This window comes from Streptosporangium sp. NPDC020072 (assembly GCF_040631445.1).
Lineage (GTDB): Bacteria > Actinomycetota > Actinomycetes > Streptosporangiales > Streptosporangiaceae > Streptosporangium.
This window is the reverse complement of the sequence record NZ_JBEYAB010000019.1, coordinates 50,936-75,405: the sequence shown is the minus strand read 5'-3', so window position 1 is coordinate 75,405 and position 24,470 is coordinate 50,936. Positions and strand designations below refer to the sequence as shown.

Below are 24,470 nucleotides of genomic sequence, written 5' to 3'. Positions count from 1 at the left end.
ATTACGGGCGTGCGCCGTACTCGACCCCGGGCCAGCGCGTGATCCGCAAGGCCACGCTGCTCGCCGTACTGACCGCCACGCTGCTCTCCCCCGCGGCCGTGGCCGTTCCTGGTACGGCGAGTGCCCAGACGACTGAGACCGCCGCCGGGCGGCAGGCGCCCCAGCTGGTGATCGGCGCGCTGACGCCGGACGTGACCCGTGAGCCGACCACCGAGATCAAGTTCTCCGGCACCTTCGTCAACACCGGGACCCAGACGGTCACCGGCATGCGGCGCAGGATGTACTACTCCTCCCAGCCGTTCACGCGGCGCTCCGACATGGAGGCCTACGTCGGCGGAGTGGGCGCCCAGCCGACCTCCTGGCGCGACGAACTCGTCCTGCAGCCGGAGAGCCTCGCGCCGGGGGCCAAGGCCTCCTGGGACTTCACCTTCACCCCGCAGCAACTGAGCCTGACCCGTTTCGGGGTTTACCCGCTCATGGTCGAGGTGCGCGACGTCTACGGGCAGCCGATCGCCGTCCAGCGCACCTTCCTGGTCCACATGCCCGTCGGCACCCAGGTGGCCCGCACCCGGCTGGCCATGGTGCTGCCGATCGTCGACCAGCCCCGCAGGGCCGTCGACGGCGTCTTCCTCGACGACACCCTGTCGGCCTCCATGGCCCCGGGCAAGCGCCTGGGCAACCTGCTCAAGCTCGCCCAGAGCACCGCCTCGGCCAAGAACCTCACCTGGGTCCTTGACCCCTCCCTCATCGACGACGCCCAGACCCTGGGCGAGCCGTACTCGGTGAAGGTCAAGGACAAGGTGGAGAGCCGTTCCGGCGACACCGCGGCGGCGGCCTGGCTCGGCGACCTGCGCACCGCCCTGGTCAACGAGCCGGTCGTGGCGACGCCGTACGCCGACCCCGACGTGGCGGCGCTGGCCCACGGCGGCGTCGACGACTCGGCGAAGACCGCGGTAGAGGCGGCCAGGCTGGTCGGCAGCAGGGCCTTCGGCCGTGACCTCATCACCACCCTGAACTGGCCGGCCAACGGGAAGATCGACTACGACGGCCTCGACCTGCTCGCCGCCCAGGGCGTCAAGACCGTGCTGCTCGACGAGGCCGCCCTGCCGCCGACGACGCCTCCGGCGACCACGCCGGACGCCTCGGCGACCTTGAACACCGTCAACGGCCCGGTCACCGCCCTGCTCACCGACAGGACGCTGAGCGAGGCCCTCGGCGCGGACGTCACGGTGCCCGGCGCCGCCGTGCTGAGCCGCAGGCGCTTCATCGCCGAGACCGCGATGCTCGCCGCCGAGCCGGTGACCACCCGGCGGACCGTGATCGCCGCCCCCCAGCGGCGCTGGTCCCCCGACCCCGCCTATGTGACGGACCTGGTCAAGACGGCCGCCTCGCTGCCGTGGCTGGCTCCGGCCAGGCTCGACTCGATCAGGCCGGGCAAGGGCCTCGCGCCGCAGCGGGCCGACCTCACCTACACCGAGCAGGACCGGCGCGCCGAGCTGGCCAAGCCGTACATGAAGAGCGTCAGGCGGGTCGGCCGCCGCGCCGACCTGACCTCGGCGATCACCAAGGCGCAGGACTTCGACGTGTTCGACCTGGCGCTGCTGCGGCTCTCCTCCTCCGCCTGGCGGGAGCGGGGGGACGCCGCGACGCCGTACGTCGAGCAGGTGGACACGGCGGTCGACGACCGCATCAAGCAGGTCTCCATCACCGGCAACGAGCAGTCCCCGTTACGCACGCTCGCGGGCACCAACGGCGAGGTGCCGATCAGCGTCCGCAACGGCCTGACCGGGGCGGGCAGCGAGGTCTCGGTCCGCCTCAGGGTGACCTCGGAGCAGCCCAAACTGCTGAAGATCGAGACCTACGAGGACCACCGGACCATCCTGGGCGGTCAGAGCGACACCGTCAGGGTCCCCATGACGGTGCTGGCCAGTGGCCAGACGACGGTCAAGGTCCAGCTGATGACGGACGACGGACGCAGGTACGGCGCGCCCGTCGAGATCACGGTCCGCACGACCGGCTACACCGGGATCGCCCTGGTGATCGTCGGGGCGGCCCTCATGGTCCTGCTGGCCGCGGTCGTCCTGCGCGTCCTGCGGCGCAGGGGAGGCCGCCGGGCGGCGGCGGCCGTACCACCGAGGCGCGCGAGCGCTCCGGCGGGCACCGAGTCGTGACGGCCCGGCGGCCCGGCGATCTGGCGAGCGATTCGAGCGATCTGGCGGAGGAAGAACGATGAGCAGGGTGCTGCGCGCGAGCGCGGTCATGGCGGCGGGCACGATGGTCTCCCGCGTCACGGGATTCGTCCGTACGGCGGTGCTCGCCGCGGCCATCGGCACCCTCGCCCTCGGCGACGCCTACAACGTCGCCTACACGATCCCGCTCATCCTGTTCGACTTCCTCATCGGCGGCGTCCTGAGCAGCGTCGTGGTGCCGATGATCGTCAAGCGGCAGCGCAACGACCCCGACGGGGGCCGGGCCTACGAGCAGCGGCTGATGACGCTCGGGATCATCGTGCTGACGCTGGTCGCCGTGGCGGGCGTGCTGCTGGCCGGGCCGCTGATCAGCCTCTACAGCGCCGACTGGAACCCCAGGAAGACCGAGGTCGCGGTCAGGCTCGCGCAGTTCATCCTTCCGCAGATCGCCTTCTTCGGCGTCGGCGCGATCGCGGGCGCGATCCTCAACACCCGCGACAGGTTCGGCGCCCCGATGTGGGCGCCGGTGCTGAACAACATCGTGATGATCGGCGTCGCCCTGACCTACTACCTCACGCTGGGTACGGCGGGCACGAACATCGGGACCGTCAGCGACGCCAACCTGGCCCTGCTCGGTCTCGGCACGACCGCGGGCATCGTGGCCCAGTGTGCGGTGCTGGTCGTCTCGCTGCACCGGGCGGGCTTCCGGTTCGTGCCCAGGCTCGACCTGCGTGAGGCGGGCCTCGGCGAGATGGGCCGCACCGCGGTGTGGACGTTCGCCTACGTCGGGATCAGCCAGCTCGGCTTCCTGATCACCACCAAGCTCGCCTCCGGCGCCGGTGAGCGGGCCCCCGGCGCGGGCAACTCCGCCTACGCCTACGCCTACCAGTTCTTCCAGCTCCCCTACGGGATCATCGCGGTCTCGGTGATCACGGCGATGCTGCCGAGGATGAGCAGGGCGGTCGCCGACGAGCAGTACGGCGCGGTCACGCAGGAGTTCTCCTCCGGTGTGCGCCTGATCTCGGCGCTGCTGGTGCCCGCCGGGCTGCTGCTGATGGTGCTGGGCCCCGCGGTGACCGTGCTGATCTTCTCCTGGGGCAACATGACCGTCGACTCGGCGGTCTACATCGGCAACGTGCTCCAGGTCTTCGGGCTGGCGCTGGTGCCGTTCTCGCTCTTCCAGCTCCTGCTGCGCGTCTTCTACTCCTTCGGCGACACCAGGACGCCGGTCTTCGTCGCCGTCGGCAACGTGGCGGTGAACGGCCTGCTGAGCCTGCTGGCCTACCTGACCCTGCCCGCGCAGTACATCGTGATGGGGCTCGGCTTCTCCTTCACCGTCACCTACGTGCTGGGCACCGCGGTCGCCTGGACCCTGGCCAGCCGCCGGGTCGGCGGTCTCGGGGGACGCGCGGTCGCCGCGGGCCTGTCACGGATGTACGTCGCGGCCCTGCCCGCGGCGCTGCTGGCGCTCGGTGTGCTGTGGGTCTCCCAGGAGCTGACCGGCCTGAACGCGCTCAGCGCGGCCGTGATGCTGTCCGCCGGTGGCGGCCTCGGTATGGTTCTCTACTTGGCCATCGCGCACCGGATGCGCATCCCCGAGGTCAGTTCGGTCGTTGAAATGGTCGCGAGCCGGGTACGCCGGTAATCCGAGAACCTGGTCCCGGCGTCTGACAAGGAGAACACGGGCGGAACCTGCGCGCGACTAACATGGTGCAACGCGTGTGACGACATGCGGCTAATGGAAGCAGGAGGGCGTGGGCGTATCCACCCGGCATCGCGTGATGTGTCCTGATGTGTCAATCTGGTGGGGCGCTGTCGTGTTCTCACTTGTGGAGAGCCCATGAGTTCCTCCGTCGTCGAACCCGGCACCAAGCTGGCTGAGCGTTTCCGGCTTGAGGACCGTGTCCACGAGTCGGACGGCGCGACACTCTGGAAGGCCATCGACGAGGTGCTCGCCAGGCCCGTCGCGGTGTACACCTTCGATCCTGGCTTCCCCCGGCTGGAGCAGGTCATCTCCGCCGCCCGGGTCGCCAGCAGATTGACCGACCCCCGGCTGACCCAGGTCTTCGACGCGACCACCGAGGACGACGGCCGCTCCTACGTCGTCAGCGAGTGGGTCAGCGGCGAGACCCTCACCGACATGGTCGCCGCGGGCCCGCTGGAGCCCGAGCGGGCCGCCGCGCTGGTCGCCGAGGCGGCGGAGGCGCTGGCGCACGCCCACGAGGCCGGTCTGGCCCATCTGTGCCTCACCCCCGAGCACCTGGTGTGGACGGCCGCGGGCAGCACGGTCAAGGTGCTCGGCCTCGGCACCGACGCCGCGCTGATGGACGTCACGAGCGAGGACGCGGCCCGTGCCGACACCGAGGGGCTCGGCCGCCTGCTGTACGCCGGACTGACCGGGCACTGGGCGGGCGAGGAGGACTTCGGGCTGCCGCCCGCGCCGCTGAACGACGGGCAGCTCTGCACGCCCCGGCAGGTCACGGCGGGGGTTCCCGGCTATCTCGACGCCATCGCCTGCCGGGCGTTACTGTCCGAGGTCAAGCGGGGGATGCCCCCCTTCGCCACGCCCGCCGAGCTGGCCGAGGCCCTCAGCGCCGTTCCCCGGCCCGTCCCGGTGCCCACGCCGATGCCGGTGGCGCCGCCGCCGGTCACGGCCTCGCGCTCCGACGGTGTGGACACCGCCTCGCCCCAGCGCCCCGCCCCGCAGATCCAGCACGTCCAGCACCGGCCGCCGCCCGCCCAGGGCGGCGGGATGCTCGGCAAGGTGGCCATGACCGCGATCGTGCTGCTGGTGATGGCGGCCGTCGGGGTCGGCGCCTGGACGATCGGCCGCAGCATCGGCAACGCGGGCACCCCGACGGCGGGGGTGACCGTCACCCCGACGCAGCCGGTTCCCGTCGAGACCCGTGAGGTCAAGCCGAAGTCGGTCACCGGTTTCGACCCGTTCGGCGCGGACGGCGAGGAGCGGCCCGAGCTCGCGCTCAACGCGGTGGACAGCAAGTCCTCGACCGACTGGCACTCGGAGTCCTACACCTCGGCCGACTTCGGCAACCTGAAGAAGGGGGTCGGCCTCCTGCTCGACCTGGGGCAGAGCGTGCCGGTCAAGCAGGTGACGGTCGACTTCGGCAACCTGAGCCCGAGCGGCACCGTCGAGCTGCGGATCGGTGACTCGGCCGACCTGGGCGGCCTGAAGACGGTCCACAAGTTCTCCGGACTGACCGGTAAGAAGACCTACAGCGCCGACTCCACGGAGAAGGGACGCTACGTCCTGATCTGGTTCACCAAGCTGCCCCCCTACCAGGGCATGTTCCGCGGAAGCGTCTTCGACGTGAAGGTGACCGCCGTCAAGTAGCGCCAGAGTGATTTGATCGCTTTTAGTCGAGTTCTTGCCGATCATGTGAGATTTCGTGGCACCATCTATCACGTAATGGTGTTATCCCCGGATCGGCAAGCAGGACTCTTCCCGTGAATTCCCCACCAGAGCCCCCGCCAGCGGCGGGACAGCAGATGGCGCGACCGGCCGTGTCCGACGCCGACCTGCTGACCCGTCACATCGCCGGGGATCCACACGCCTTCAGTGAACTCGTCAAGCGACACCGGGACCGCATGTGGGCGGTCGCCCTGCGCACGCTGGGTGACCCCGACGAGGCGGCCGACGCCGTACAGGACGCCTTCGTCTCGGCCTACCGGAAGGCCGAGAGCTTCCGTGGCGAGGCGGCCGTCACCACGTGGCTGCACCGCATCGTGGTCAACGCCTGTCTCGACCGGATGCGCAGGAAGTCCGTACGGCCCGTCGCGGACGACGAACTCGTCGAGGCCGCCGAGCGGGACACGCCGGTGCTCGACCAGACGGCCGAGCGTGAGGTCTCCATGGAGGTCTCCGCCGCGCTCAAGCTGCTGCCGTCCGACCAGCGGGCGGCGCTCGTACTCGTGGACATGATGGGGTACTCCGTGGAGGACGCGGCCCAGGTCCTTGAGGTGCCGAGCGGCACCGTGAAGAGCAGGTGCGCGCGAGGACGCGCGAAACTTGCCCCGATTCTTTCCCACCTGCGGAACCGATCCGACCTGACTCGCGTCTCATCCGCGAAGGGAGCAGAACTTCGTGACGGGTGATACGCACTACGACCTGGAGACTCTCGCCGAGTTGGCAGAGGGTCTCCTCGACGCCGCCACGGCCCTGCAGGTACGCGAACATCTCGCGATCTGCGACCCCTGTGGCGAAAGCCTCGCCGACCTCGCAGCGGTCCGTGAGGTGCTCGCGGCGACGCCCACTCCGGCGATGCCGATGGGAGTCGCGCTCCGGATCGACCGCGCGCTGGCCGCAGAGGCCCAGAGCTTCCGTGGAGGTGGAATAGGCCTGGTGGAGGCACCGGCCTGGGACGACATCATGCGCGACGCGCCGTGGGAGACGGCGGCGTCCCTGCCCGAGCCCGAGCCGGTCCTGCCGGAACCGGAGCCCGAGCCCGTGCCCGAGTTGGTGCCACGGCTGGGGGTCGTCGGCGACGACGGCACCGTCAGGCCCGTACGGCGGCGCGGGAACCCGCGGCGCCGGTGGGCGCTGTCGGCCGCGGCGGCGGGTGTGGCGGCGGCGATCGCGGGCACGGCCGTGATGACGAGTGGCGCGCTCACCGCGAGCCCCTCTTCAAGCAGCCAGCCCAGTCCGTACGCCATGCCTGTGGTGCCGAAGGGCGACGGGTACCAGCTGACCGACAGCAACTGGAACTACACCGAGGAGCAGCTGCGCGGGCCGCTGCTCGACTACATCGGCCCGGCGCAGATCGTGCTGGCCCAGGAGCAGTCGGAGGGCATCAAGCTCGACGAGTGTGTCAAGCAGGTCTCCGCGAAGGTCGGCAGGGCACCGTTCGCCGTCGACCAGGGCTTCTACAACGGCCAGGAGGCCAACGTCATGCTCTTCTGGAGCAACAAGGCCAGGAACACGGTGCGCGTCTACGTCACGGGCCCGCAGTGTGACAACGTGCGCAAGCCCGCCCTGGCACGCTGGAAGTAGGGCCTCGACCTCTCGAAGTCCTCTCGAACGATCATGGAGCCCGGTATGGATTCGTCCATGCCGGGCTCCGTCGTGACATACGGGAATCACCGGCGCCTAGGATCTGTTGACGCCACTGGCAACGACGGAGGAGAGGCGCAGCAGTGAGTGAAGTCCGGAATGTGATCATCATTGGGTCGGGTCCCGCCGGTTACACCGCGGCTGTTTACTCCGCCCGGGCCGATCTCAAGCCGTTGGTCTTCGAAGGTTCGGTCACCGCGGGCGGTGCGTTGATGAACACGACCGAGGTGGAGAACTTCCCGGGCTTCCCCGACGGCATCATGGGTCCCGACCTCATGGACAACCTGCGCAAGCAGGCCGAGCGGTTCGGTGCCGAGCTGGTCGCCGACGACGTGGTCGAGGTCGACCTGACCGTCACCCCGAAGGTCGTCAAGACCGCCACCGAGACCCACCTCGCCAAGGCCGTGATCCTGGCCACCGGCTCCGGTTACCGTGAGCTCGGCGTGCCCAACGAGAAGCGCCTCTCCGGACGCGGCGTCTCCTGGTGTGCCACCTGTGACGGCTTCTTCTTCCGCGGCCAGGACATCGTGGTCGTCGGCGGCGGCGACACCGCCATGGAGGAGGCCACCTTCCTCACCCGGTTCGCCAACTCGGTGACCATCGTGCACCGCCGTGACGAGCTGCGCGCCAGCAAGATCATGCAGGACCGGGCCTTCTCCAACGAGAAGATCCGCTTCGTCTGGGACAGCGAGGTCGTCGAGGTCCTCGGCGAGAACAAGGTCTCCGCCGTGCGCCTGCGCAACCTCAAGACCGGCGAGGAGAGCGAGCTGGCGGCCACCGGCCTGTTCATCGCCATCGGTCACGACCCGCGCACCGAGCTGGTCAAGGGCCAGGTCGAGCTGGACGACGAGGGCTACATCAAGGTCGACTCCCCCTACACCCGCACCAACCTGGACGGCGTCTTCGCAGCCGGCGACGTCGTCGACCACATCTACCGCCAGGCGATCACCGCCGCCGGCACGGGCACCTCCGCCGCGCTCGACGCCGAGCGGTGGCTCGCCGAGCACGAGAGCTGATCCAGATCACCACCACGAAGAGGGAGTACCGGAACCTTGGGCGCCATCAAGAACGTGACCGAAGCCAGCTTCGACGCTGAGGTCCTCAAGAGCGACAAGCCCGTCATCGTCGACTTCTGGGCGGAGTGGTGCGCCCCGTGCCGCCAGGTCGCCCCGATTCTGGAGGAGATCGCCAACGAGCACGCGGACAAGCTGACCATCGTCAAGATCGATGTGGACGCGAACCCGACGATCGCCGGACAGTACGGTGTACTCCAGATTCCGACCCTGAACGTCTACAAGGGTGGAGAGGTCGTGAAGCAGATCATCGGCGCGAAGCCCAAGTCGATGCTGCTTCGCGAGCTTGAGGGCATCATCTAGACCCTGTCGAAAGGGTCTGTGACGCCCCCTGCGGCTGCGCTCCCCACAGCGGAGCCGTACCACCGCTTCCGAGCGGCACACCCACCCGGCGAAAGCCCCCCGCGACGCGACGCGGGGGGCTTTCGTGAATCTTGAGGTCGGTGAGGTCTCCCAGGAGGGCCCTGGAAGGGGCCCAAACCATCTCAGACGGGCCTGAGCGCCCTTTCCGGGGACATGGAGCCGAGCAGCCTCTCCAGGGCGACCTCGACGTCCTCACGCCACGAGACGGCGGACTTGAGTTCGAGGCGCAGCCGGGGGAAGCGCAGGTGCGGCCTGACCGTCTTGAAGCCGACCGAGAGCAGATAGTCCGCGGGCATCACGCACGCGCCGGGCTGCTCCCACTTCAGGTCGCCGAACGCCTCGATCGCCCGCACCCCGCGCCGGGTGAGGTCCTTGGCCACTCCCTGCACCAGCATCCGGCCCAGGCCACCTCCGGAGAACTCCGGGATGATGTGGGCCGTCATCAGCAGCACGGCGTCGGCGCTGACCGGTGAGGTGGGAAAGGCGATGGAGCGGGGCACGTGGTGCGGGGGCGCGTAGAGCACGAAGCCGGCCGCGACGCCGTCCACGTAGACGATCTTCCCGCAGCTTCCCCACTCCAGCAGGGTCGAGGAGATCCAGGCCTCCTTCTCCAGCCCCGGATCACCCGCCTCGATCGCACGGTTGCCGTTCACCGGGTCAAGCTCCCAGAACACGCACCGGCGGCACCGGTACGGCAGGTCGTCAAGATTGTCGAGAGTGACGTTTGCCAGCCGACGCGACACCTGTTGGCCCCAATCCTGGCGAGACGAGCGCAAGCCGTGGCGGAAAACGCGCGAAAACGGCGTCTCCAGCTGGCATCGTAGCTCAGTGAGGCCCTTCGTTTCAGGGTCTCCCGTCCCCACACGCAGACGACAACCATCACTGTCGTACGCTGGTTTCTCTAACTTGAGCATTCGTTGCTCCCCGTAACCAAGGAGGTGGACCGTGCCCCAAGAGTCAGATCACGGTCAGACCATCGCGCCCCAGGGGTCGCGGATCGACGCCTACGTCGACCGGTACGCCGCACGAGCTACCGGGATGGTCGCCTCCGAGGTTCGAGCTCTTTTCGCCGTCGCGTCGAGGCCCGAGGTGGTCTCGCTCGCGGGGGGCATGCCGTACGTCACCGCTCTTCCGCTGGACGTCGTGGGCGAGCTCGTCGCCGACCTGGTGGCCCGCAGGGGCCCGGTCGCGCTCCAGTACGGCTCAGGCCAGGGAGACCCGCACCTGCGCGAGCAGATCTGCGAGGTCATGCGCCTTGAGGGGATCGAGGGCAACGCCAACGACGTCGTGGTGACCGTCGGCTCGCAGCAGGCCCTCGACCTGATCACCCGCGTCTTCATCGACCCGGGCGACGTCATCCTGGCCGAGGGGCCCTCCTACGTGGGCGCGCTGGGCACCTTCTCCGCCTACCAGGCCAAGGTCATCCACATCGCCATGGACGACGAGGGGATCATCCCCGAGTCGCTGGCCCAGACGATCTACGCGCTGAAGACCGCGGGCACCAGGATCAAGTTCCTGTACACCATCCCCAACTTCCACAACCCCGCCGGGGTCACGCTCAGCACCGCGCGCAGGCAGCAGATCCTGGACATCTGCCAGCGGGCCGACGTGCTGATCGTGGAGGACAATCCGTACGGCCTGCTCGGCTTCGAGGGCACGACCATGCGGGCGCTGCGGGCCGACTGCCCCGACGGGGTGGTCTACCTCGGTTCCTTCTCCAAGACCCTGGCACCCGGTTTCCGTGTCGGCTGGGCCCTGGCGCCGCACGCCATCCGCGACAAGCTGGTGCTGGCGATGGAGTCGGCCGTCCTGTCGCACTCGACCTTCACCCAGCTCGCCGTCGGACAGTACCTCGCGACCCAGCCGTGGCGCCAGCAGATCAAGACCTTCAGGGAGCTGTACTGCGAGCGCCGTGACGCCATGCTCGGCGCCCTGGAGGCGATGATGCCCGCAGGTTGCTCCTGGACGCGCCCGGCGGGCGGCTTCTTCGTCTGGGCCACGCTTCCCGAGGGGCTGGACTCCAAGGTGCTGCTGCCCCGCGCGGTGGCCGAGCGGGTGGCGTTCGTCCCCGGCGCCGGCTTCTACGCCGACGGCGGCGGCACACGCCACATGCGCCTGTCCTACTGCTATCCCGAGCCGGAGCGCATCCGTGAGGGCGTGCGCCGCCTGGCCGGGGTGATCGAGCAGGAGATGCAGACGCGCGAGACGTTCGGGCCGGACGCGCCCATCGAACGCGGCGGGGTGGACACCCCGGGGCCTGACCTGGCCTGAGGTCCGAGCGGGCTTCCCTGGGCGGTGTGACGGGCGCTTCCGCTCGCCACACCGCCTTCCTGCCGTGTGGAGCCTGTGGAGGCTCTCGGCGCGGTGCTCCGTGAAGGGGCTGGTTCGACGGCCGCTTCCGGACGCCCGCCACGCGCCATCCGAGAACCGGTGGGTGACGTCACTTCGGGTGCCGTGCCGTACGGTGACTTCCGGCGCCGTTGTGGCGATCGTCCCCGGCGTGATGAGAGCGACCCCAAAGGCTCGGCGTGGGCCGTGAAGAGAGGTTTTTTCGGATGAGTGATCTGGGCCACGTGCTCGTTCTCGCGGGTGGTCTGTCCTACGAGCGGGAGGTGTCCCTCCGGTCGGGCCGCCGGGTGAGTGAGGCGCTGCGCGCGGTGGGGATCCCGGTGGAGACACGTGACACCGACGCCTCCCTCGTGCCCGCCGTACTCGCCGATCCGCCGGACGCGGTCTTCGTCACCCTGCACGGCGGGGCGGGTGAGGACGGCGCGATCCGCTCGGTGCTCGAACTGCTCTCGGTGCCCTATGTGGGCGCCGATCCCGACGCGTGCCGGGTGGCCTTCGACAAGCCGACCGCCAAGGCCGTCGTCCGTTCCTTCGGCCTGCGCACCCCCGAGTCGGTGACGCTGCCCAAGGAGACCTTCCACGACCTGGGCGCCTCGGCGGTGCTCGACCGGATCGTCGAACGGCTCGGCCTGCCGTTGTTCGTCAAGCCGTCCCGGGGTGGTTCGGCGCTCGGCGCGTCGATGGTCCGCACCGCGCAGGAGCTTCCCTCGGCGATGGTCGGCTGCTTCGCCTACGGCGACACGGCGCTGATCGAGCGCTACATCGAAGGGGTCGAGGTCTCCGTCTCCGTGGTCGACCTCGGCGAGGGCCCGGTCGCCCTGCCTCCGGTGGAGATCGTGCCCGACGCCGGCCTGTACGACTACGCCTCCCGCTACACCGCCGGGCACACCGAGTTCTTCGCCCCGGCCCGGCTGTCCCCCGAGGTCTCGCAGGCCTGCGCCGAGATGGCCGTCACGGCCCACACCGCGCTGGGCCTGCGTGATGTCTCCCGCACCGACCTCATCGTCGACGAGGCGGGCCTGCCGTACTTCCTTGAGGTCAACGTCGCCCCTGGCATGACCGAGACCTCGCTGCTGCCCATGGCGATCGAGGCGGCGGGCGACGATCTCGGCACCCTCTGCCAGGCCCTGCTGGAACAGGCCGCCGCTCGGCACTCTGCTTGAACTGATTTGTCCGGCGCCGGGGGACCGGCGCCGGATTGTTCCACTTATGGTGGACGCCGTGCGTCTTCCCAAGAGTTTCGCCAGTGACAACCACGCCGGAGTGCACCCGGACGTGATCGCCGCCATCGTTGAGGCCAACGTCTCGGACACTCCCGCCTACGGCGGCGATCCCTGGACTCGGGCGATGGAGGAGGCCTTCCGCGCCGAGTTCGGCCCCCAGGTGAGCGCCTACGCCATGTTCAACGGCACCGGCGCCAACGTCGTGGGGCTGGGGCTCGTCCTGCGCTCCTACGACGCCGTCCTGTGCCCGAGCAGCGCCCACATCAACACCAACGAGTGTGGCGCCGCAGAGCGGGTGCTCGGCGCCAAGCTCGTTCCGATCCCGACGGACGACGGCAAACTCACCGTCGAGGCCGTCCGCGACCAGCTCTCCATCCTGGGGAACGAGCACCACTCCCAGCCGAGGGTCATCTCCATCTCCCAGGTGACCGAGTGCGGCACCTGCTACACCCCCGATGAGATCGCCGAACTGGCCGACTTCGCCCACGCCCACGGACTCTTCCTCCACATGGACGGCGCCCGCCTGTCCAACGCCGCCGCGGAGCTTGGCTGCTCCCTGCGTGCGCTCACCGGTGACGTCGGAGTGGACCTGCTCAGCTTCGGCGGCACAAAGAACGGCGCCATGGGGGCGGAGGCGCTCGTCATCCTCAGGCCCGAGCTGGATGCTCCCGCGCTGTTCCTCCGCAAGCAGGGCATGCAGCTCGCCTCGAAGATGCGCTTCGTGTCGGCCCAGCTGACCGCACTCCTCACCGACGACCTCTGGCGCAGGAACGCCTCCCACGCCAACGCCATGGCCCATCGGCTGGCAGACGGCGTCGCCGGCCTTCCCGGTGTCGCGCTCCGCTATCCGGTCCAGTCGAACGCGGTCTTCCCCTCCCTGCCGGAGAAGGTGATCACCGAACTCCAGCAGCGCCATCTCTTCCACGTGTGGGAGGAGGCGGCCCACGTGGTGCGCTGGGTGACGGCCTTCGACACCTCGACCGAGGACGTGGACGCCTTCGCGGCCGATGTACGGCAGACCGTACTGGAGGGCTGAGGGTTTCACGTGAAACACCCGGGCGCCTGTTTCACGTGAAACAGGCGCCCGGGTGTTTCAGTCTTCGGTCTGCTGCATGGTTCCCGGAGCCATCGTGGCGATGATGCGCTCAAGGTCGTCGATGGTCGCGAACTCCACGACGATGCGCCCCTTGCGACGGCCGAAGTCCACCTTCACCCGGGTCTCGAAGCGGTCGGAGAGCCGGTCGGCCAGATGGCGGAGCGTCGGCTCCTCCGACTGACGTGCCCTCGGCACCTTACGGGTGGTGGGGGCGGGCGCCGCCTTGGCGTCGCCGACCGCCACGATCTCCTCGACCTCGCGAACCGACAGCAGCTCCGCCACGATCCGGTCGGCGAGCCGTTCCTGTGCCACGGGGTCGTTCAGGGAGAGCAGCGCGCGGGCGTGCCCGGCGCTGACCGTCCCGGCGGAGACCCGGAGCTGGACCTTGGCGGGCAGGTTGAGCAGCCGCAGGGTGTTCGACACATGGGAGCGGGACCGCCCGACACGGGTGGCCAGCTGCTCGTGGGTGGCGCCGAAGTCGTCGAGCAGCTGCCGGTAGGCCGCCGCCTCCTCAAGGGGGTTGAGCTGCTCGCGCTGGAGGTTCTCGATGAGAGCGTCCAGCAGGAGCTTGTCCTCCTCGGTGCTCCGTACGATCGCGGGGATCTTGGAGAGTTCGGCGATCTTCGAGGCCCGCCAACGGCGCTCCCCCATGATCAGTTCGTAGCGTCCCTCGCCGGCCGGGCGAACCACGACGGGCTGGAGCAGCCCCACCTCCCGGATGGAGATGGCCAGCTCGTCCAGCGCCTGGTCGTCGAAGATGTCCCGGGGCTGACGCGGGTTGGGCGTGATGTCCTCGACGGGGATCTCAAGGAAGTAGGCGCCCGCGACCGGTTTCGGCTGCTGGACCGTGGGCTCGTCCACGACCAGGGTCGAGGTGACGGCCGGTGGCGTCGTCTCCAGCACGGTGGGGCCCGTCGGGATGAGCGCGCCCAGCCCCTTGCCCAGTCCCCTGGGCGTCTTAGCTACCACGGTCCCTCCCCTGCTGTTTCTGCGGATCTCGGCGCGTTCACACGGCGGCGCCACGGTAGGCGATCTCACGGGCGGCGTCCATGTAGGCCATCGCACCGCTGGAGCCCGGGTCGTAGGTCATGACCGACTGGCCGTAGCTCGGTGCCTCGGAGACACGGACACTCCTCGGGATCACGTTCTTCAGCACCGTGTCCCCGAAGTGGGAGCGGACCTCGTCGGCGACCTGGGAGGCGAGCCTGGTCCTGCCGTCGTACATCGTCAGCAGGATGGTGGAGAGGTCGAGCGTGGGATTCAGGTGGGCGCGGACCAGGTCAACGTTCCGCAGCAGCTGGCCGAGCCCCTCAAGCGCGTAATACTCGCACTGGATGGGGATCAGCAGCTCGTTGGCGGCCATCAACGCGTTGACGGTCAGCAGGCCGAGCGAGGGCGGACAGTCGATGAGGATGTAGTCGAACTCGACCTGGGTGTAGGCCGCGAGCGCGCGCTGCAGCCGGGCCTCACGGGCGACCATGGAGACCAGCTCGATCTCGGCACCCGCCAGGTCGATCGTGGCGGGGGCGCAGTAGAGACCCGGCATCTCCGGGACCTCCTTCACGACCTCCGCCAGCGGCACGTCCTCGACCAGGACCTTGTACATGTCGGGGACGTCGCCACGGTGCTCGATGGACAGGGCGGTCGAGGCGTTGCCCTGCGGGTCGAGGTCGACGACGAGCACCCGCAGGCCGTGGATGGACAGCGCCGCCGCCAGGTTCACCGATGTCGTGGTCTTGCCGACGCCGCCCTTCTGGTTGGCGACGGTGAAGATGCGGGTCTTGGGCGGCCGGGGCCAGTCACCGTCCCGGGCGCCGATGGTGTCTCCGGGGGCGGCCGTAGATGTTTCACGTGAAACCACTGAGCTGAGTGCCTCTCGTACCAACGGCGATTCGCCGGGATTAAGGGGGGACTGGGTCACGGTCGTCGTCCTTTCAACCGGCCTGACTGCAGCGGTGGAACCCGATGCGGGCCAACCAAGACCGGAAAGGCGTTCACGAGGCGGGACGACAGGACCCGTGGGCCAGCCGAGACCACCTTCCGCGCTCACAATCGCACTTCCATGGTCATTCACTGGCCTCGCACTCGCTTCGCTCGGTCTGTTCTACTGGCCTCGCGCCCGCTTGGCCCGCGAGACACGCTCCTTACGGCGAGCGCCCTGCCGTACTCCTTCGGGGGCCCGACCGGCGACCACCCGGATGAGAGTTGCGGGCGGCTCGACCTTACCGTGCCCGACCGAAACAAGCTCGGCGGTTCGCACCCCGCTGGTCCTCAATTGTGCCTCGGCGTCCGTCAGCTCCTCCGCTGCCCGTTCGCCCTTGAGGGCGAGCAGCTCCCCGCCCTCGCGCAGCAGGGGGAGCGACCACTTCAGCAGCCGGTCGAGCGGCGCCACCGCCCGGGCGGAGGCCACGTCGAACACGCGCTTGCCGACGAACTCCTCGGCCCGGCCGCGCAGCACCTCGACGTTGCCGAGTTTCAGCGTGTCCACGCACTCCTGGAGGAAGACCGTCCGGCGCAGAAGAGGCTCAAGGAGGGTGACATGGATGTCGGGACGCACGATCGCCAGCACCAGGCCGGGCAGCCCGGCACCGGAGCCGATGTCGACCAGGCGCACGTCCGCGGGCACCGCCTCGGCGACCACGGCGCAGTTGAGCAGGTGCCGGTCCCAGATGCGGGGCACCTCGCGAGGACCGAGCAGTCCGCGCACCACCCCGGGGCCGGCCAGCAGACCGGCGAACGTCTCCGCCATGGACCAGGCATCACCGGTGAACACCTCGCGCGCGACCTCGGGCGGCTCGGGGATCTGGTCACTCACTCGGGGCTCACTCTTCCTCGGGACGGGCTTTCTGCAGGGTGTTCTAAGGCTAACGGCCCGCTTCGCGGAGCCGTACAAGGACGGGCCGGGAACGGATCACAAGAAAGGGCCGCCGCCCCTGGTGACCGGGGACGGCGGCCCTTTTCTCCGTCGTGTCGTTACGCGGGGAGGACCACCACGAAGCGCCGGGGTTCCTCGCCCTCGGACTCGCTGCGCAGGCCCGCCGCCGCCACCGCGTCGTGCACGATCTTGCGCTCGAACGGGGTCATCGGCTGCAGGGGCTTGGGCTCGCCGTTGCGCTTGACGTCCGCGGCGATCTTGGTGCCCAGCTCGGTCAGCTCGGTACGGCGGCGCTCACGGTAGCCGGCGATGTCCAGCATGAGCCGAGAGCGCTCGCCCGTCTGACGGTGGACCGCGAGACGGGTCAGCTCCTGGATCGCCTCAAGCACCTCGCCGTGCGGGCCGACGAGATCGCCACCCTTGACATCCACGACAGACACCACGGCACGATCACCCTCGACGTCCATGTCGATGTCACCGTCGATGTCGGCGATGTCGAGCAGACCCTCGACGTAGTCCGCCGCGATCTCGCCCTCCTGCTCCAGCGCAGCGAGATCCGGAGCCGCTTTCACGGTCTCCTTCTCGGCTTCGGCCTCGGTCACGTCCGGCCACTCCTTTGTGCTGTCGGGATGATCGTCAGGACTTCTTGCTGCCCGTCCGCTTGCTGCGGGGCTGGCGGGTGGGCTGTTGGCGGACCATCTTGGGCGCGGGCGCGGGCGGCGCCTCGGGCTCGGGGGCCTTCTTGGCCTTACCCAGCAGGCCCGGCTTGGGCTCGGGCGTCACCATGTTGCCCTTGGCGTCGGCCACCGGAGCGGGGTTGCGGCTGTAGAACCAGTGCTGCTGGCCCAGGGTCCACAGGTTGGTGGTGACCCAGTAGAGGATCAGACCGAGGGGGAAGTTCAGCGAGAAGATGGCGAACAGCGGCGAGATGTACATCAGGATCTTCTGCTGCTGCGCCATCGGGTTGTCCGGCATCTGGGCCATCGAGCGGGTCACGCTCTGCCGGACGGTCAGGAAGGTGGTCAGCGAGCTGACCGCCACGAAGATCGCGAGGACGATCTTCGTCTGGATCGGGTTGGCGCCGAACGCCTGAAGCTGGGCGTCGCTGCTCCAGAAGGTCGCAGGCAACGGCGCACCGAAGATGTGCGCGGCCCTGGCGCTGTCGACCAGCTGCTGGGTCATGCCGAACTTCAGCTCGCCGTGAGCCATCGCGTTCAGCACGGTGAACATCGAGATGAAGATAGGGAACTGGGCCACGACCGGCAGACAGCCGCCGAGCGGGTTGGCCCCCTGCCCCTGGTACAGCGCCATGACCTCCTGGTTCATGCGCTGCTTGTCATTCTTATAGCGCTTACGGATCTCCTGGACCTTGGGCGCGAGCTCCTGCATCTTCTTCGAGGAGCGCATCTGCTTGAGGAAGAGAGGGAAGATCAGCAGCCTCATCAGCACCGTCAGGGTGATGATGGTCAGCGCCCAGGTCAGCCCGCTGTTCGGGTCGAGGAAGCTGCTATACGCCTGGTGTATCCAGGTGATTACTTGGGCGACGGCCGTGTACAGCCAGTTCAGCCAGGACAGCTCCACCGAGCTAGCTCCCTTGCGTTTCGTCGGACTGGCCCCGGCGTGGGGGCACCGGGTCAAAGCCTCCGGGATGGAATGGGTGGCAACGCCCGATTCTCCGGATCGTCAACCATGTGCCGCGCAGGGCCCCGTGGACGGCAACCGCCTCAAGCCCGTAGGCACTGCACGAGGGGTGGAATCGGCAGCGTGGACCCAGCAGAGGGCTCACATAGCTCCGGTAGAACCGGATGGGAGCCATCAGGGTCCTGGCGGCCGGGGAAACCCCGGCGGTGTGCTGCGCCGTCATCATCGCCCATCCCTGTGAGCCGCGGAGGGCTCACGCCGCCTGAGTAAACGATCCAGCGCGACGTCGAGTTCGGCGGCTAGGCGCTCGCTTCGCGCGGACGCGGCCGGTGGATTGGCGCGTACAACCAGCAGGCTACCTCGCGGAAGACGGTCGAGACGGTCTCGCATGAGGTGTCTCAGCTGACGTTTGACCCGATTCCTCGTGACCGCCCCACCAACCGCACGGCTCACGACGAATCCCACCAAGGGGGGTTCATCCGTTTCTGCGCGCATGCCGAAATGCGCGACCAGTGTGGGGCGGCCTGCACGGCTTCCCTTCCTGACCGCGCCGGCGAACTCCTCGCCCCGGCGCATGCGGGACACGGACGGCAACACGAGAGGACCTTGGTTTGACCCTGGGCAGGTACGGCTATCGCCCGCCGGCGTCACGGCCGACGGGCGACGGTTCGCTTACTGCCCCGGCCCGGCGAACCGGGCACGGCGGACGCGTCAGGCGGAGAGCGCTGCGCGGCCCTTGCGACGACGGGCGGCCAGGATGGCGCGACCGGCGCGGGTGCGCATGCGCAGCCGGAAACCGTGGGTCTTCGCGCGACGGCGGTTGTTCGGCTGGAAAGTACGCTTGCTCACGAGTGGGCTCCAGGCTCAGGACGCGCCCCCAGCACATGGGGACGCTCGACAGTGGCTGGCCTGCCGGAAGCGGGGCATGCGAAAGCCTCCGCGTGACAAGCCGACCGTCGTACGTTACGGGTAAGGCGAGGCCCAGGTCAAACCGGCGAACACCTGACGATAGGTTATCCACGAATCCACAGCCCCGTTTTCCACCGACGCCTCGCCGTCCACAGGATGTGCACTCAGCCTCCCCCACAGTGCCACTAGGCTGTGGACAACGTCTTGAACACAGGCTGTGGACAGGGCTACTGTCGGCCCCTCCAACCCCTTGTCACCACTGCCCGGGCGTGTCTGGCGGCGGCCGTGGGGCTGTGCACAGCATGTGGATGCGGTGTGGATTCGATGTGGATTCCGAGCGGCGACCCCGGACGGGCAGCAGGGGCTCCGACATGTGGAAAACAGGGAATCCGATGTGCCCGGCGGCCATCGGTGTGGATAACAGATCGCGGTGAGCAGGTGCGGTGACCGCGTCGACAGGAGGATGGCCGGGCATGGACAACTTGGACCTCAGCGAGGTGTGGGAACGGGCGTTGGAGAACTCCCTCAACGCGAGCGTCCCCTCCCAGCAACGGGTCTGGCTCGGCATGACCCGCCCGTTCGGCCTCATGAACGACACCGTGGTCCTCGCCGCCCCGACGGACTTCGCCAGGGACGTCCTGGAGAACAAGCTCCGCCCCCTGATCAGCCACGCGCTCTCCCAGGAGTTCGGCCGCCCCATGCGGGTCGCGGTCATGGTCGACCCCAGCGCGGCCGGTTCCGACCCCGGGGTCTCCAGAGGAGACGGTTATCCCCAGCCGCCCGCGCACGGTTATCCCCAGCCTGGGGGTCCCCAGCAGGGTTATGCACAGCCCGTGACACCCCAGCTCCACAACGCTTCCGGCCTGCAGAACCCCTTCCAGGGGCAGGGACCTGCGCCGACGCCGTCCACCGAATATCCACAGCACGGCCCACAGGGTCACTACGGTTATCAACAGGGTGAGGACGGAGCGCAGCAGCCGTTCCTCCCGGGGGAGCCCTCGGCGCCGGCCCCGCAGGAACAGGGGGGCGGGTACGGCCGCGGCGGCTACACCCCGCAGCCCGCGCCCCCGCACCAGGAGTCCGACGGGTTCGAACGGCACGGGCAGAACAACTTCGACCGCCCCTCGCCCCCGCAGGCCGCGGGCCCCGTGCAGAACAGATGGGACGGCCGGGGAGGCCGTACCCAGCAGCAGGGGGAACCCGCCAGGCTCAACCCGAAGTACACCTTCGAGACCTTCGTCATCGGATCGAGCAACCGCTTCGCCCACGCCGCGGCGGTCGCCGTCGCCGAGGCCCCGGCCAAGGCCTACAACCCGCTGTTCATCTACGGCGACTCAGGACTGGGCAAGACGCACCTGCTGCACGCGATCGGCCACTACGCGCAGAGCCTCTACGACGGCGCCCGGGTGAGATACGTCAGCTCGGAGGAGTTCACCAACGACTTCATCAACTCCATCCGCGACCACAAGGCCGACAACTTCCGCGGACGCTACCGGGCTGTGGACATCCTGCTGGTGGACGACATCCAGTTCCTCGAGGGCAAGGAACAGACGCAGGAGGAGTTCTTCCACACCTTCAACACCCTGCACAACGCCAACAAGCAGATCGTCATCTCCAGCGACCGCGCTCCCAAGCAGCTGGTCACCCTGGAGGACCGGCTGCGCAACCGGTTCGAGTGGGGGCTGATCACCGACGTGCAACCGCCCGAGCTTGAGACCCGCATCGCGATCCTGCGCAAGAAGGCCATCCAGGAGGGCCTGGCCGCGCCGCCCGAGGTCCTGGAGTACATCGCGAGCCGGATCTCCACCAACATCCGCGAGTTGGAGGGCGCGCTGATCAGGGTCACCGCGTTCGCCAGCCTCAACCGGCAGTCGGTCGACCTGCAGCTCACCGAGGTCGTGCTCAAGGACCTGATCACCGAGGACGCGGGCTCCGAGATAACGATCGCCACGATCATGGCCTCGACCGCGGCCTACTTCGGCCTGTCGATCGACGACCTGTGCGGCGGGTCGCGCTCGCGGGTCCTGGTCACCGCCCGGCAGATCGCCATGTATCTGTGCAGGGAGCTGACCGACATGTCGCTGCCCAAGATCGGCCAGCAGTTCGGTGGACGCGACCACACCACGGTCATGCACGCCGACCGGAAGATCCGTTCCCTCATGGCCGAGCGCCGCTCGATCTACAACCAGGTCAACGAGCTGACCACCAGGATCAAGCAGCAGTCGCGCAATGGATGAGTTTTCCCCGGACGCGATACACAGGCTGTGGAAAACCTTGTGGATCAAATGTACGACTCCGCCTCAACCAATGGAGGAGGAGTTTCCACCGTGAACATGCCGGTTTCGATGGTTTCAACACGTTTGAGCAAGCTGGGGACAACTCTGGGGAGAACCTGGGGACAACTTGGGGAGAACTCGTGGACAACCTGGGGACGCCCTGTGAAGAGCGTTTTCCACAAGGACAAAACGACCTCTTACCCAGTGGATAACCTGGGGAAACCTCGTGGATAACCGGTGGATGAAGACCCCTCGATCTGGGGACGGCCTGTGGGTACAGCGAGGTTCTCCCCAGGCCGCCGAGTTCTCCACACCCTCCACCCACACCCCCGGTGGATGAAAAAACCTAGTCTGATCTGCGGAAACACAGGATTTCCACAGTATCCACCGCCCCTAATGCGATGACCCCTTGTATCTCTAACTAGAGAACTCAAGACCCACAGAAGGGTTCCGGGGGAGCGCAGGTGCGGGACAGTGAACACTTGAACCCAAGGCACCGAGCGGACAGCGCTCACACACAGGAGGCAGATCCCCGTGATGTTCCGTATCGAGCGAGACGTGCTCGCCGAGGCCGTCGCCTGGACGGCACGCAGCCTGCCGGCGCGTCCTTCCGTGCCGGTGCTCGCCGGCATGCGCCTGGAGGTGACGGACGGCGGGCAGCTGAAGCTCTCCGGCTTCGACTACGAGGTGTCCGCCGAGGTGACCCTCGAACCCCAGACCGGTGAGGCCGGCGTCGTGCTGGTCTCCGGCAAGCTGCTCGCCGAGATCACCAGGGCGCTGCCCGCACAGCCTGTGGACTTCGCCGTCGAGGGCGCCAAGGCGGTCGTCACCTGTGGCAGTGCCCGGTTCACCCTGCTGACCATGCCTGTGGAGGACTACCCCTCCCTGCCGACCATGCCGCCGGCCGCGGGCCGGGTCGGCAGCGACGTGTTCGCCTCCGCCGTCGGCCAGGTCGCCGTCGCCGCGGGCAAGGACGACACGCTGCCGATGCTGACCGGCGTGCGCATGGAGATCGAGGGCGACACCGTCACCCTCGCCGCGACCGACCGCTACCGCCTGGCCGTGCGTGAGCTGAAGTGGCAGCCGGGCCAGCCCGACTTCTCCGCCGTCGCCATGATCCCCGGCAAGACCCTCGCCGACGCGGCCAAGGCCCTGGGCAGCACCGGCGCCGAGGTCGAGATCGCGATGAGCTCCGTCGGCGGGACCGGCGAGGGCATGATCGGATTCTCCAGCGCGGGCCGCCGTACGACCACCCGCCTGCTCGACCCCGAGTTCCCCAAGTACCGCTCGCTGCTGCCGACCGAGTTCTCCGCGAGGGCCGACCTGGCGACCGGCGCCTTCGTCGAGGCCGTCAAGCGTGTGGCCCTGGTCGCCGAGCGCAACACGCCGGTGCGCCTGGCCTTCCGCGACGGCGAGGTCGTCCTTGAGGCGGGCAGCGGCGACGAGGCCCAGGCGGTCGAGGTGCTGCCGGTCGACTTCGAGGGCGACGACATCAACATCGCCTTCAACCACCAGTTCCTGCTTGAGGGGCTGGGCGCGATCGACTCCGACGTGGCCAGGCTGCAGATGACCACCTCGACCAAGCCCGCCATCCTCACCGGCGGCAAGCCTGTGGACGACGGGGGCGTGCCCGACTACCGCTACCTGATCATGCCCATCCGCCTGTCGAGCTGATCCACAGGCTGTGAGCCGGATCACGCTGAAGGCGTGTCTCAACGGCGGCAGACGGCCCGACGAGCACCCCGCGGTCCCTGTGACCCCTCTGGAGCTCGCTGAGGCGGCCCGTGAGGCGCGTGGGGCGGGTGCGACGGCTGTGCACATGCACCCGCGCGACGAGGCGGGCAGGGAGTCTCTCAGCGCCGTCCACATCGGCGCGGCCGTGCGGGCCGTACGGCTGGCCTGTCCCGGGCTGCCCGTCGGGGTGAGCACGGGCCTGTGGATGACCGGGGGCGACGAGGGCGCCAGGCGCGAGGCCGTACGGGGGTGGGCGGCGCTCGCTCCACAGGACCGGCCCGACTTCGCCTCGGTGAACCTCTCGGAACCCGGCTTCCCCGGCCTGTGGCATGATCTTCGGCGGCTCGGCGTGGACGTCGAGGCCGGGGTCTGGTCCGTCGACGACGCCGAGGCGCTCGCCGCGACCGGTCTCGGGTGCGCACGGGTGCTCGTCGAGATCATCGGCGGCGCCGAGGAGACCGCGGTCTCCCGGGCGCGGGCCGTGCTCGGGCGTCTCGACGAGCTGGCCGTACCCGGCCCCAGGCTGCTCCACGGCGAGGAGGGACCGGCGTGGATACTCGTGGACGAAGCGGGGCAGCTGGGTCTGGCCACGCGTATCGGCCTTGAGGACGTCCTCCACAGCCCCGACGGCGGCCCTGTGGAAGGAAACGCCCACCTGGTACGGCTCGCGCTGGCGCGACTCGGCGACAGGTGGATGATGGAACCCTGAAGGGGGTGCTCGTATGCAGATCGGCATGGTCGGGCTGGGCAAGATGGGCGGCAACATGGCCGAGCGGCTGCGCCGCGGGGGTCACGACGTCGTCGGTTACGACCGTGACCCGGCGGTCAGTGACGTCTCCAGCCTGAAGGAGCTGGTCGAACGGCTCCAGGCGCCGCGCGCGGTGTGGGTCATGGTGCCCGCGGGCGCGCCGACCCAGGCCACCGTCGAGGAGCTTGGCGGTCTGCTGTCCGACGGCGACATCGTGATCGACGGCGGGAACTCGCACTACCTCGACGACCAGAAGCACGCCGCACAGCTCGGCGAGCGGGGCGTCGGCTTCGTCGACTGCGGGGTGAGCGGCGGCGTCTGGGGCCTGCAGAACGGCTACGCCCTCATGGTCGGCGGCGCCGACAACGACGTTCAGCGCCTGATGCCGGTCTTCGAGACCCTCAAGCCGGAGGACGGCGGCTTCGTGCACGCGGGAGCCGTCGGCGCCGGGCACTTCGCGAAGATGGTCCACAACGGCATCGAGTACGGCATGATGCAGGCCTTCGCCGAGGGCTGGGAGCTGCTTGAGGCCTCCGACGTCGTGACCGACGTGGCGGGGGCCTTCTCCAGCTGGCGGCACGGCACCGTCATCCGCTCCTGGCTGCTCGACCTGCTGGTGCGCGCGCTCGACGACGACCCTGAGCTGGCCGACCTGAGGGGCTACGCCGAGGACTCGGGCGAGGGCAGGTGGACGGTCCAGGCGGCCGTCGACCACGCCGTCCCGCTGCCGGTCATCACCGCCGCGCTGTACGCCAGGTTCGCCTCCCGCCAGGACGACTCCCCGGCCATGAAGGTCGTCGCGGCGCTGCGCAACCAGTTCGGCGGGCACGCGGTCACCTCGAAGGAGGGCCAGACCGGCAAGGGCGCCGACGCCCCCGGCGCCGACGTCGTCCCCCCGGCCGAGACGGACCGTTGACCGGCGAGGC

General features: G+C 68.9%; 23 protein-coding genes. 14 read left to right on the top strand and 9 right to left on the bottom strand.

Features of this window, described 5'->3' with window-relative positions:
- The first annotated feature begins 38 nt into the window (after positions 1-38).
- The 7 genes from ABZ470_RS36310 (at position 39) to trxA (ending at position 8,633) form a co-directional block, all read left to right on the top strand.
- A complete protein-coding gene (locus ABZ470_RS36310) occupies positions 39-2,171 on the top strand; it encodes a DUF6049 family protein (protein ID WP_362917188.1) in 2,133 nt (710 codons plus the stop codon).
- Positions 2,172-2,229: 58 nt separating this feature from the next.
- Complete coding sequence (murJ, locus tag ABZ470_RS36305) at positions 2,230-3,834, top strand: murein biosynthesis integral membrane protein MurJ (protein WP_352013641.1); 1,605 nt, start codon at positions 2,230-2,232, stop codon at positions 3,832-3,834.
- A 195-nt stretch (positions 3,835-4,029) separates the two neighbouring features.
- On the top strand, positions 4,030-5,541 hold the full coding sequence (locus ABZ470_RS36300) for a protein kinase family protein (protein ID WP_352013640.1): 1,512 nt from the start codon (positions 4,030-4,032) through the stop codon (positions 5,539-5,541).
- 155 nt (positions 5,542-5,696) lie between these two features.
- A complete protein-coding gene (sigM, locus tag ABZ470_RS36295) occupies positions 5,697-6,302 on the top strand; it encodes an RNA polymerase sigma factor SigM (RefSeq protein ID WP_184716997.1) in 606 nt (201 codons plus the stop codon).
- A complete protein-coding gene (locus ABZ470_RS36290) occupies positions 6,292-7,197 on the top strand; it encodes a hypothetical protein (RefSeq protein WP_362781964.1) in 906 nt (301 codons plus the stop codon). Before sigM ends, ABZ470_RS36290 begins: the two co-directional genes overlap by 11 nt.
- Positions 7,198-7,340: 143 nt before the next feature.
- Positions 7,341-8,273, top strand: coding sequence for a thioredoxin-disulfide reductase (gene trxB / locus ABZ470_RS36285; protein WP_352013638.1), 933 nt, complete (start codon positions 7,341-7,343; stop codon positions 8,271-8,273).
- Positions 8,274-8,309: 36 nt separating this feature from the next.
- Positions 8,310-8,633 (top strand): thioredoxin, encoded by a 324-nt coding sequence (trxA, locus tag ABZ470_RS36280; protein ID WP_352013637.1) that lies wholly within the window; start codon positions 8,310-8,312, stop codon positions 8,631-8,633.
- 182 nt (positions 8,634-8,815) lie between these two features.
- Here the strand turns inward: trxA and ABZ470_RS36275 are convergent, their stop codons facing one another.
- Positions 8,816-9,436 carry a GNAT family N-acetyltransferase gene (locus ABZ470_RS36275; protein ID WP_184716989.1) on the bottom strand — a complete coding sequence of 207 codons (621 nt, stop codon included), beginning with the start codon at positions 9,434-9,436 and terminating at the stop codon, positions 8,816-8,818.
- A 295-nt stretch (positions 9,437-9,731) separates the two neighbouring features.
- Between ABZ470_RS36275 and ABZ470_RS36270 the strand changes: the two genes are divergently transcribed.
- The 3 genes from ABZ470_RS36270 (at position 9,732) to ABZ470_RS36260 (ending at position 13,301) form a co-directional block, all read left to right on the top strand.
- Positions 9,732-10,964 carry a PLP-dependent aminotransferase family protein gene (locus tag ABZ470_RS36270; RefSeq protein WP_352013726.1) on the top strand — a complete coding sequence of 411 codons (1,233 nt, stop codon included), beginning with the start codon at positions 9,732-9,734 and terminating at the stop codon, positions 10,962-10,964.
- A 284-nt stretch (positions 10,965-11,248) separates the two neighbouring features.
- A complete protein-coding gene (locus tag ABZ470_RS36265; RefSeq protein ID WP_352013636.1) occupies positions 11,249-12,205 on the top strand; it encodes a D-alanine--D-alanine ligase in 957 nt (318 codons plus the stop codon).
- Positions 12,206-12,263: 58 nt separating this feature from the next.
- Positions 12,264-13,301: an aminotransferase class I/II-fold pyridoxal phosphate-dependent enzyme gene (locus ABZ470_RS36260; RefSeq protein ID WP_362917186.1), complete on the top strand. Its 1,038-nt coding sequence runs from the start codon at positions 12,264-12,266 to the stop codon at positions 13,299-13,301.
- Between the two features lie 57 nt (positions 13,302-13,358).
- Here the strand turns inward: ABZ470_RS36260 and ABZ470_RS36255 are convergent, their stop codons facing one another.
- The 8 genes from ABZ470_RS36255 to rpmH form a co-directional block, all read right to left on the bottom strand.
- Positions 13,359-14,330 (bottom strand): ParB/RepB/Spo0J family partition protein, encoded by a 972-nt coding sequence (locus ABZ470_RS36255; RefSeq protein ID WP_352013634.1) that lies wholly within the window; start codon positions 14,328-14,330, stop codon positions 13,359-13,361.
- Between the two features lie 37 nt (positions 14,331-14,367).
- Positions 14,368-15,222 carry a ParA family protein gene (locus ABZ470_RS36250; protein ID WP_352013633.1) on the bottom strand — a complete coding sequence of 285 codons (855 nt, stop codon included), beginning with the start codon at positions 15,220-15,222 and terminating at the stop codon, positions 14,368-14,370.
- A gap of 243 nt (positions 15,223-15,465) precedes the next feature.
- Positions 15,466-16,176, bottom strand: coding sequence for a 16S rRNA (guanine(527)-N(7))-methyltransferase RsmG (gene rsmG / locus ABZ470_RS36245; RefSeq protein ID WP_362917183.1), 711 nt, complete (start codon positions 16,174-16,176; stop codon positions 15,466-15,468).
- A 158-nt stretch (positions 16,177-16,334) separates the two neighbouring features.
- The gene (locus ABZ470_RS36240) at positions 16,335-16,838 is read right to left on the bottom strand and encodes a R3H domain-containing nucleic acid-binding protein (RefSeq protein ID WP_352013631.1); all 504 of its coding nucleotides are present in this window, start codon (positions 16,836-16,838) and stop codon (positions 16,335-16,337) included.
- Between the two features lie 34 nt (positions 16,839-16,872).
- Entirely contained in the window at positions 16,873-17,817 is a 945-nt protein-coding gene (gene yidC, locus ABZ470_RS36235; protein ID WP_352013630.1) for a membrane protein insertase YidC, read from the bottom strand.
- Positions 17,818-17,821: 4 nt separating this feature from the next.
- Positions 17,822-18,100 carry a membrane protein insertion efficiency factor YidD gene (gene yidD / locus ABZ470_RS36230; RefSeq protein ID WP_352013725.1) on the bottom strand — a complete coding sequence of 93 codons (279 nt, stop codon included), beginning with the start codon at positions 18,098-18,100 and terminating at the stop codon, positions 17,822-17,824.
- Positions 18,100-18,462, bottom strand: a complete 363-nt coding sequence (gene rnpA, locus ABZ470_RS36225) for a ribonuclease P protein component (protein ID WP_352013724.1) — start codon at positions 18,460-18,462, stop codon at positions 18,100-18,102. Before rnpA ends, yidD begins: the two co-directional genes overlap by 1 nt.
- A 126-nt stretch (positions 18,463-18,588) precedes the next feature.
- Positions 18,589-18,726 (bottom strand): 50S ribosomal protein L34, encoded by a 138-nt coding sequence (gene rpmH, locus ABZ470_RS36220; protein ID WP_171200567.1) that lies wholly within the window; start codon positions 18,724-18,726, stop codon positions 18,589-18,591.
- 533 nt (positions 18,727-19,259) lie between these two features.
- Here rpmH and dnaA point away from each other — a divergent pair.
- From dnaA to gnd, 4 genes are all read left to right on the top strand, one after another.
- Entirely contained in the window at positions 19,260-21,023 is a 1,764-nt protein-coding gene (dnaA, locus tag ABZ470_RS36215; RefSeq protein ID WP_362917181.1) for a chromosomal replication initiator protein DnaA, read from the top strand.
- A 573-nt stretch (positions 21,024-21,596) separates the two neighbouring features.
- Positions 21,597-22,736, top strand: coding sequence for a DNA polymerase III subunit beta (gene dnaN / locus ABZ470_RS36210; protein ID WP_362917179.1), 1,140 nt, complete (start codon positions 21,597-21,599; stop codon positions 22,734-22,736).
- 10 nt (positions 22,737-22,746) lie between these two features.
- The gene (locus ABZ470_RS36205; RefSeq protein WP_362917177.1) at positions 22,747-23,505 is read left to right on the top strand and encodes a 3-keto-5-aminohexanoate cleavage protein; all 759 of its coding nucleotides are present in this window, start codon (positions 22,747-22,749) and stop codon (positions 23,503-23,505) included.
- Positions 23,506-23,518: 13 nt separating this feature from the next.
- Positions 23,519-24,460 (top strand): phosphogluconate dehydrogenase (NAD(+)-dependent, decarboxylating), encoded by a 942-nt coding sequence (gene gnd / locus ABZ470_RS36200; RefSeq protein WP_352013626.1) that lies wholly within the window; start codon positions 23,519-23,521, stop codon positions 24,458-24,460.
- Positions 24,461-24,470 lie beyond the last annotated feature (10 nt).

Excerpts from the sequence above, each read along its gene's own strand:
- sigM (WP_184716997.1), top strand. The coding sequence starts at position 5,697 with ATGGCGCGACCGGCCGTGTCCGACGCCGACCTGCTGACCCGTCACATC.
- dnaA (WP_362917181.1), top strand. The coding sequence starts at position 19,260 with ATGGACAACTTGGACCTCAGCGAGGTGTGGGAACGGGCGTTGGAGAAC.
- ABZ470_RS36265 (WP_352013636.1), top strand. The coding sequence starts at position 11,249 with ATGAGTGATCTGGGCCACGTGCTCGTTCTCGCGGGTGGTCTGTCCTAC.
- murJ (WP_352013641.1), top strand. The coding sequence starts at position 2,230 with ATGAGCAGGGTGCTGCGCGCGAGCGCGGTCATGGCGGCGGGCACGATG.
- gnd (WP_352013626.1), top strand. The coding sequence starts at position 23,519 with ATGCAGATCGGCATGGTCGGGCTGGGCAAGATGGGCGGCAACATGGCC.
- ABZ470_RS36270 (WP_352013726.1), top strand. The coding sequence starts at position 9,732 with ATGGTCGCCTCCGAGGTTCGAGCTCTTTTCGCCGTCGCGTCGAGGCCC.
- ABZ470_RS36300 (WP_352013640.1), top strand. The coding sequence starts at position 4,030 with ATGAGTTCCTCCGTCGTCGAACCCGGCACCAAGCTGGCTGAGCGTTTC.
- yidD (WP_352013725.1), bottom strand. The coding sequence starts at position 18,100 with ATGACGGCGCAGCACACCGCCGGGGTTTCCCCGGCCGCCAGGACCCTG.